This window comes from Streptomyces sp. DI166 (assembly GCF_900091315.1).
Taxonomy (GTDB): Bacteria; Actinomycetota; Actinomycetes; order Streptomycetales; family Streptomycetaceae; genus Streptomyces; species Streptomyces fuscus.
Genome location: NZ_FLSP01000038.1, coordinates 65437 through 72056, shown reverse-complemented (window position 1 = coordinate 72056; position 6620 = coordinate 65437). Strand labels below are relative to the sequence as shown.

Genomic DNA, 6620 nt, shown 5'->3' with positions numbered 1-6620 from the left:
ACGCCCCGCGCTGCCACCGGCGACCGTGCCCGGCACGCCCCGCGCTGCCACCGGCGACCGTGCCCAGCGCGCCCCGCGCTGCCACCGGCGACCGCCCCCGGTCCCCCTCACACCGCCGTGGCCAGCCGCTCCTGCTCCCTGGGCACGAAGCGGACCACCGGGTGCCCCCGGTGCCAGGCCACGGCGAGCCGGAGGTTGCCGACCCGGGCCAGGACCAGGCCGATCACGGCCGCCGAGAGCGCGGCCATCGCGCCGCCCGAGGCCAGGCCGGCGCGGACCCCGTAGACGTCGGTGATCCAGCCGGCGATGGGGGCGCCGATGGGCGAGCCGCCCATGAACACCATCATGTACAGGGACATCACCCGGCCGCGCATGGCCGGGTCGGTGCTGAGCTGGACATTGCTGTTGGCGGTGACGTTGACCGTCATGCCGAACATGCCGATCGGCACCATGAACAGGGCGAACGTCCACAGCGAGGGCGCGAGCGCGGCGACGATCTGGAGCGAGCCGAAGGCCACCGCCGCCAGGACCACCATCCGCAGCCGGGCCGTGCCGCGCCGGGCGGCGAGCAGGGCGCCGGAGAGCGAACCGACCGCCATCAGGGTGTTGAACAGGCTGTAGGAGCCCGCGCCCGCGTGGAAGACGTCGTCGGCGAAGGCGGAGAGGTAGACGGGGAAGTTGAAGCCGAAGGTGCTGACGAACCCGACCAGGACGATGGTCCAGATCAGCTCCGGGCGCCCGGCGACGTACTGCAGGCCCTCCCTGAGCTGGCCCTTGCCGCGCGGCGCGCGCTCCACGACGTGCAGTTCGCGGGCGCGCATCAGCAGCAGGCCGGTGATCGGCGCGACGAAGGACAGGCCGTTGCAGAGGAAGGCCCAGCCGGTGCCCACGCCGGTGATCATCAGCCCGGCCACGGCGGGGCCGATGAGCCGGGCGGACTGGAAGTTCGCGGAGTTCAGGCTGACCGCGTTCTGCAGCTGGTCGGGGCCGACCATCTCGGAGACGAAGGTCTGCCGGGCCGGGTTGTCGACGACGGTCGCGAGGCCGACGGCGAAGGCGGCGAGGTAGACGTGCCAGACCTCGACGTGCCCGGTGAGGGTCAGCGCGGCGAGCGCGAGTCCGGTGAGGGCCATCGCGGTCTGGGTGACGAGCAGCGTGGGCCGCTTGGGCAGCCGGTCGACGAGGACACCGCCGTAGAGGCCGAAGAGCAGCATCGGCAGGAACTGCAGGGCGGTGGTGATGCCGACGGCGGTCGCGGAGCCGGTGAGGCTGAGGACCAGCCAGTCCTGGGCGATGCGCTGCATCCAGGTGCCGGTGTTGGAGACGACCTGTCCCAGGAAGAACAGGCGGTAGTTGCGGACGCGCAGCGAGCCGAAGGTCGAGGACTTACGGGTGGTAGGGGTGTTCGGTGCGGGGGCGGAAGGTGCTCCGGGTCCCGTACTCAAAGGGTTCGCCTCCTTCGTGGGTCGCTTACAGGTGTGCGAGCTTCTCCAGTACGGGGGCGGCGGCGCGGAGTTTCGCCCACTCGTCCTCGTCCAGGCCGGCGACCAGGTCGGCCAGGAAGGCGTTGCGCTTGGCTCGGCTCTCTTCGAGCATCGCCTCGGCCTGCTCGGTCCTGGTGACGACCTTCTGGCGCCGGTCCTCGGGGTGCGGCTCAAGCCGGACCAGGCCCTTGGCCTCCAGCAGGGCGACGATGCGGGTCATCGACGGCGGCTGGACGTGTTCCTTGCGGGCGAGTTCGCCGGGGGTGGCCTTGCCGCAGCGGGAGAGGGTGCCGAGCACCGACATCTCGGTGGGGCTCAGCGACTCGTCGACCCGCTGGTGCTTGAGCCGGCGGGACAGGCGCATCACGGCGGAGCGCAGGGAGTTCACGGCGGCAGCGTCGTCGCCATGGGTGAGGTCCGACATGTTCTTTAGGCTAACTCATTACCCTGACTAAAGACCACCCGAATGCGCCCGGATGCCCGTGACCCCGGCCACTGAACCCTCGCATCACCCATATGAGTGAGGGGCGGCCGGAAAGTGACCCGCGTGCGGCCCGGATGAGGTGACCCTCGACCCATGGGGACCAGTGTGCTCAGCCTGCGGTTGGACGGGGAGCTGCTCGAACGGCTCCGGCACCATGCGGCGAAAAGGGGAATGAGCGTCCAGGACTATGTGGTCCGGACGCTCATTCGGGACGACTTCGACCAGCGGTTCCAGGCCGCCGTCGAGGAGACGGAGAAGTTCTACGGGGTCACCTGAGCCCCGCAGGCACCGGGATCAGGTCAGGCCGAGGGCCGGCATCAGGTAGTAGAAGGCGAACACCGCGGCGACGGCGTACATCGCCACCGGCACCTCCCGGCTGCGCCCGGCCGCGAGCCGCAGCACCACGAAGGTGATGAAGCCCATGCCGATGCCGTTGGTGATCGAGTAGGTGAAGGGCATCATCACCATCGTCACGAAGGCCGGGATCGCGATGGTGTAGTCGGCCCAGTCGATCTCCTTGACGGAGTTCGCGAGGATCAGGAAGCCGACCGCGAGCAGCGCCGGGGTGGCCGCCTGCGACGGGACCATGGTGGCGACCGGCGTCAGGAACAGCGCGGCGGTGAACAGACCGCCGGTGACGACGTTGGCGAAGCCGGTGCGGGCGCCCTCGCCGACGCCCGCCGTGGACTCCACGAAGGCGGTGGTGGCCGAGGAGGAGGAGAAGCCGCCCGCCGAGACCGCGAGGCCGTCGATGAACAGGACCTTGTTGATGCCGGGCATCTGGCCCTTGGCGTCGGTCAGCTTGGCCTCGTCGGAGACGCCCATGATCGTGCCCATCGCGTCGAAGAAGCACGACAGCAGGACCGTGAAGACGAACAGCACCCCGGTCAGCACGCCGACCTTCTCGAAGCCGCCGAACAGGCTGGCCTCGCCGACCAGGCCGAAGTCGGGAGTGGCGACCGGGTTGCCGGGCCACGTCGGGGCGGTCAGGCCCCAGGAGGGGATGTCCGCGACCGCCTCGATCACCATGGCGACGACCGTCATGGCGACGATGGAGATCAGGATGGCGCCGGGCACCTTGCGCACGATCAGCGCGAGGGTGAGCAGCGCGCCGAGGACGAAGACGAGCACGGGCCAGCCGTTGAGGTGACCGTCGGCGCCGAGCTGGAGCGGAACGGTGGTGTGGGCGGCGTCCGGGATACGGGAGACGAAGCCGGAGTCGACCAGACCGATCAGCATGATGAACAGGCCGATACCGATGGAGATCGCCTTGCGCAGCCCGAACGGCACCGCGTTCATCACCCGCTCACGCAGGCCCGTGGCGACCAGCAGCATCACCACGAAGCCCGCCAGCACCACCATGCCCATGGCGTCCGCCCAGGACATCCGGGGGGCGAGCTGGAGCGCGACGACGGAGTTCACGCCGAGTCCGGCGGCCAGCGCGATCGGCACATTGCCGATGACACCCATCATCAGGGTGGCGAAGGCGGCCGTCAGCGCGGTGGCGGTGACCAGCTGGCCGTTGTCGAGCTGGTTGCCGTACATGTCCTTCGCGCTGCCGAGGATGATCGGGTTCAGCACGATGATGTAGGCCATCGCGAAGAAGGTGGCGAAGCCGCCGCGGATCTCCCGGGGCAGGGTGCTGCCCCGCTCGGTGATCTTGAAGAAGCGGTCGAGGGGGCTGGGCGACGGCTGGGCTCCCGGCTCAGGGGCGGGGACCTTGGCGGGGGCCGAGGTGGACATGTTTTGGCGGTTCCTACGAAGAGAAGTGGTCAGACACAAACCGTTTCAGTATGAACATATAAGGAACTGATCGCTATCTCCGCGCGTAGATCGGCGTGGTTGCCGCCCGGTCCGGTCACACTCGGATCGCCTCGTAAGCTGTGCCCATGGCGAAGTGGACACCGACGCACGAGGCACCGGAGCCCCTGGAGGGCCCCGTCGTCGCCACCATCACCGGCGGCACGATCCTGTGGTTCGTCCTCTTCCTGGTCCAGCTGCCCTTCTACGGCTGGTTCGACGACCACGGGCACACCTGGTGGGTGTGGACCTGCCTGGCCGGCGGCGGGCTCGGACTGATCGGCATCTGGTACGTCCGCAAGCGGGACGCCGCCATCAAGCGGGCCGAGGCCGAGCGCCCCTGACCCGGGACGTACAACCACGGCACCACTGCGCCCCGTTGCCCGTCCTTCCCAAGTCGGATCTCGCCGCATTCGGCGGGTGAAGCCGGAAAACCGCACGTACCGTCGAATGCATGACGCACATCGACGCGGGCACCGAAGTCGATTCCGGCCAACCCCTGCCCGCCCCGGTGGGCACGGGCGGGCTGACGGCCGCCGAGGTGGCCGAGCGGGTGGCGCGGGGGCAGGTCAACGACGTACCGGTGCGCAGCAGCCGGTCCACCGTCGACATCGTCCGGGCCAATGTCTTCACCCGGTTCAACGCGATCATCGGCGTGCTCTGGCTGATCATGCTGTTCGTCGCGCCGATCCAGGACAGCCTGTTCGGCTTCGTGATCCTCGCCAACACCGGCATCGGCATCGTCCAGGAGTGGCGCGCCAAGAAGACCCTCGACTCGCTCGCCGTCATCGGCGAGGCCCGGCCCACCGTCCGGCGCGACGGAGTGGCCGCCGAGGTGAGCACCGCCGAGATCGTGCTGGACGACCTCATCGAGATCGGCCCCGGGGACAAGGCCGTCGTGGACGGGGTGTGCGTCGAGGCCGACAGCCTGGAGATCGACGAGTCCCTGCTCACCGGCGAGGCCGACCCGGTGGTCAAACGGCCCGGCGACCGCATCCTGTCCGGCAGCTTCGTCGTCGCGGGCGGCGGCGCCTTCCAGGCCACCAAGGTCGGCCGTGAGGCCTACGCCGCCCAGCTCGCCGAGGAGGCCTCCCGCTTCACGCTGGTCCACTCCGAGCTGCGCACCGGTATCTCCACCATCCTCAAGTACGTGACCTGGATGATGATCCCGGCCGCGCTCGGCCTGGTCGCCACCCAGCTCTTCGTCAAGGACAACGACCTCGACGACTCCCTCGCCCGCACCGTCGGCGGCATTGTCCCGATGGTCCCCGAGGGCCTGGTGCTGCTCACCTCCGTGGCCTTCGCCATCGGCGTCATCCGGCTTGGCCGAAAACAGTGCCTGGTGCAGGAGCTGCCCGCCATCGAGGGCCTCGCCCGCGTCGACACCGTCTGCCTCGACAAGACCGGCACCCTCACCGAGGGCGGCATGGACGTCACCGAGCTGCGCCCGCTCGGCGGCAACGACGAGGAGTACATACGCAAGGTGCTCGGCGCCCTCGGCGAGTCCGACCCGCGCCCCAACGCCTCCCTGCAGGCCATCATCGACGCCTACCCCGACACCGAGGACTGGCGCTGCACCGAGTCGCTGCCCTTTTCCTCCGCCCGCAAGTACAGCGGCGCCACTTTCAGCGAGGGCGACGGCGAGACGAGCACCTGGCTGCTGGGGGCGCCCGACGTCCTGCTCGCCCCCGACGACGCCGCCCTCACCGAGACCGAGCGGCTCAACGAGCAGGGCCTGCGCGTCCTGCTCCTGGCCCGCACCGGCCGCGACCTCGACGCCCCCGATGTGGCCGTCGGCGCCAAACCGGCCGCGCTGGTGGTGCTGGAGCAGCGGCTGCGGCCCGACGCCGCGGACACCCTGCGCTACTTCGCCGAGCAGAACGTCAGCGCCAAGGTCATCTCCGGCGACAACGCCGTCTCCGTGGGCGCCGTCGCCGCCAAGCTGGGCCTGGAGGGCAGCACCGTCGACGCCCGTACGCTGCCCGACGACAAGGACGGCATGGCGGGCGCGCTGGAGGCGGGCACCGTCTTCGGACGGGTCACCCCGCAGCAGAAGCGGGACATGGTGGGCGCCCTGCAGTCCCACGGGCACACCGTCGCGATGACCGGCGACGGCGTCAACGACGTCCTCGCGCTGAAGGACGCCGACATCGGCGTCTCCATGGGCTCCGGGTCGGAGGCGACCCGGGCGGTGGCGCAGATCGTGCTGCTCAACAACAGCTTCGCCACGCTGCCCTCGGTGGTCGCCGAGGGGCGCCGGGTGATCGGGAACATCACCCGCGTCGCCACGCTGTTCCTGGTCAAGACCGTCTACTCGGTGCTGCTGGCGCTGCTGGTGGTGTGCTGGCAGGTGGAGTACCCGTTCCTGCCGCGCCACCTGACCCTGCTGTCCACGCTCACCATCGGCGTCCCGGCGTTCTTCCTCGCCCTCGCCCCCAACAAGGAGCGGGCCAGGCCCCACTTCGTACGGCGGGTGATGCGGTACGCGATCCCGGGCGGACTGGTCGCCGGGATCGCGACGTTCGTGACGTATCTCGTCGCCCGGCACTACTACACGGGCGAGGGCGCGCTGGACGCGGAGACCAGTGCGGCGACACTCACGCTGTTCCTGATCTCGATGTGGGTGCTGGCGATCATCGCCCGCCCCTACACCTGGTGGCGGGTGGCGCTGGTGGCGGCCATGGGCCTGGGGTTCTTGCTGGTGCTCGCGGTGCCCTGGCTCCAGGAGTTCTTCGCGCTGAAGCTGGTCGGGATGACCATGCCGTGGATCGCGGTGGGCATCGCGGTGGTGGCGGCGGCCGCCCTGGAGTTCCTGTGGAAGTGGGTCGACCGCCGCGTGCCCGCGTGAGCGG

At 69.9% G+C, this 6620-nt stretch carries 6 protein-coding genes; 3 read left to right on the top strand and 3 right to left on the bottom strand.

Annotation, left to right across the window (positions count from 1 at the left end):
- Window positions 1-107: 107 nt before the first annotated feature.
- A complete protein-coding gene (locus GA0115233_RS19930) occupies window positions 108-1445 on the bottom strand; it encodes an MFS transporter (RefSeq protein ID WP_093721610.1) in 1338 nt (445 codons plus the stop codon).
- 25 nt (window positions 1446-1470) lie between these two features.
- A complete protein-coding gene (locus GA0115233_RS19925; protein ID WP_093721609.1) occupies window positions 1471-1908 on the bottom strand; it encodes a MarR family winged helix-turn-helix transcriptional regulator in 438 nt (145 codons plus the stop codon).
- Between the two features lie 153 nt (window positions 1909-2061).
- Here GA0115233_RS19925 and GA0115233_RS19920 point away from each other — a divergent pair, with 153 nt between their 5' ends.
- The gene (locus GA0115233_RS19920) at window positions 2062-2244 is read left to right on the top strand and encodes a ribbon-helix-helix protein, CopG family (RefSeq protein WP_093721608.1); all 183 of its coding nucleotides are present in this window, start codon (window positions 2062-2064) and stop codon (window positions 2242-2244) included.
- Window positions 2245-2262: 18 nt separating this feature from the next.
- Here the strand turns inward: GA0115233_RS19920 and GA0115233_RS19915 are convergent, their stop codons facing one another.
- Complete coding sequence (locus GA0115233_RS19915) at window positions 2263-3711, bottom strand: NCS2 family permease (RefSeq protein ID WP_093721607.1); 1449 nt, start codon at window positions 3709-3711, stop codon at window positions 2263-2265.
- 146 nt (window positions 3712-3857) lie between these two features.
- Between GA0115233_RS19915 and GA0115233_RS19910 the strand changes: the two genes are divergently transcribed.
- Together GA0115233_RS19910 and GA0115233_RS19905 are read left to right on the top strand one after the other, a co-directional pair.
- Window positions 3858-4112 carry a DUF2530 domain-containing protein gene (locus GA0115233_RS19910; RefSeq protein WP_093721606.1) on the top strand — a complete coding sequence of 85 codons (255 nt, stop codon included), beginning with the start codon at window positions 3858-3860 and terminating at the stop codon, window positions 4110-4112.
- A 110-nt stretch (window positions 4113-4222) separates the two neighbouring features.
- A complete protein-coding gene (locus GA0115233_RS19905) occupies window positions 4223-6616 on the top strand; it encodes an HAD-IC family P-type ATPase (RefSeq protein ID WP_093721605.1) in 2394 nt (797 codons plus the stop codon).
- The last annotated feature ends 4 nt before the right edge of the window (window positions 6617-6620 follow it).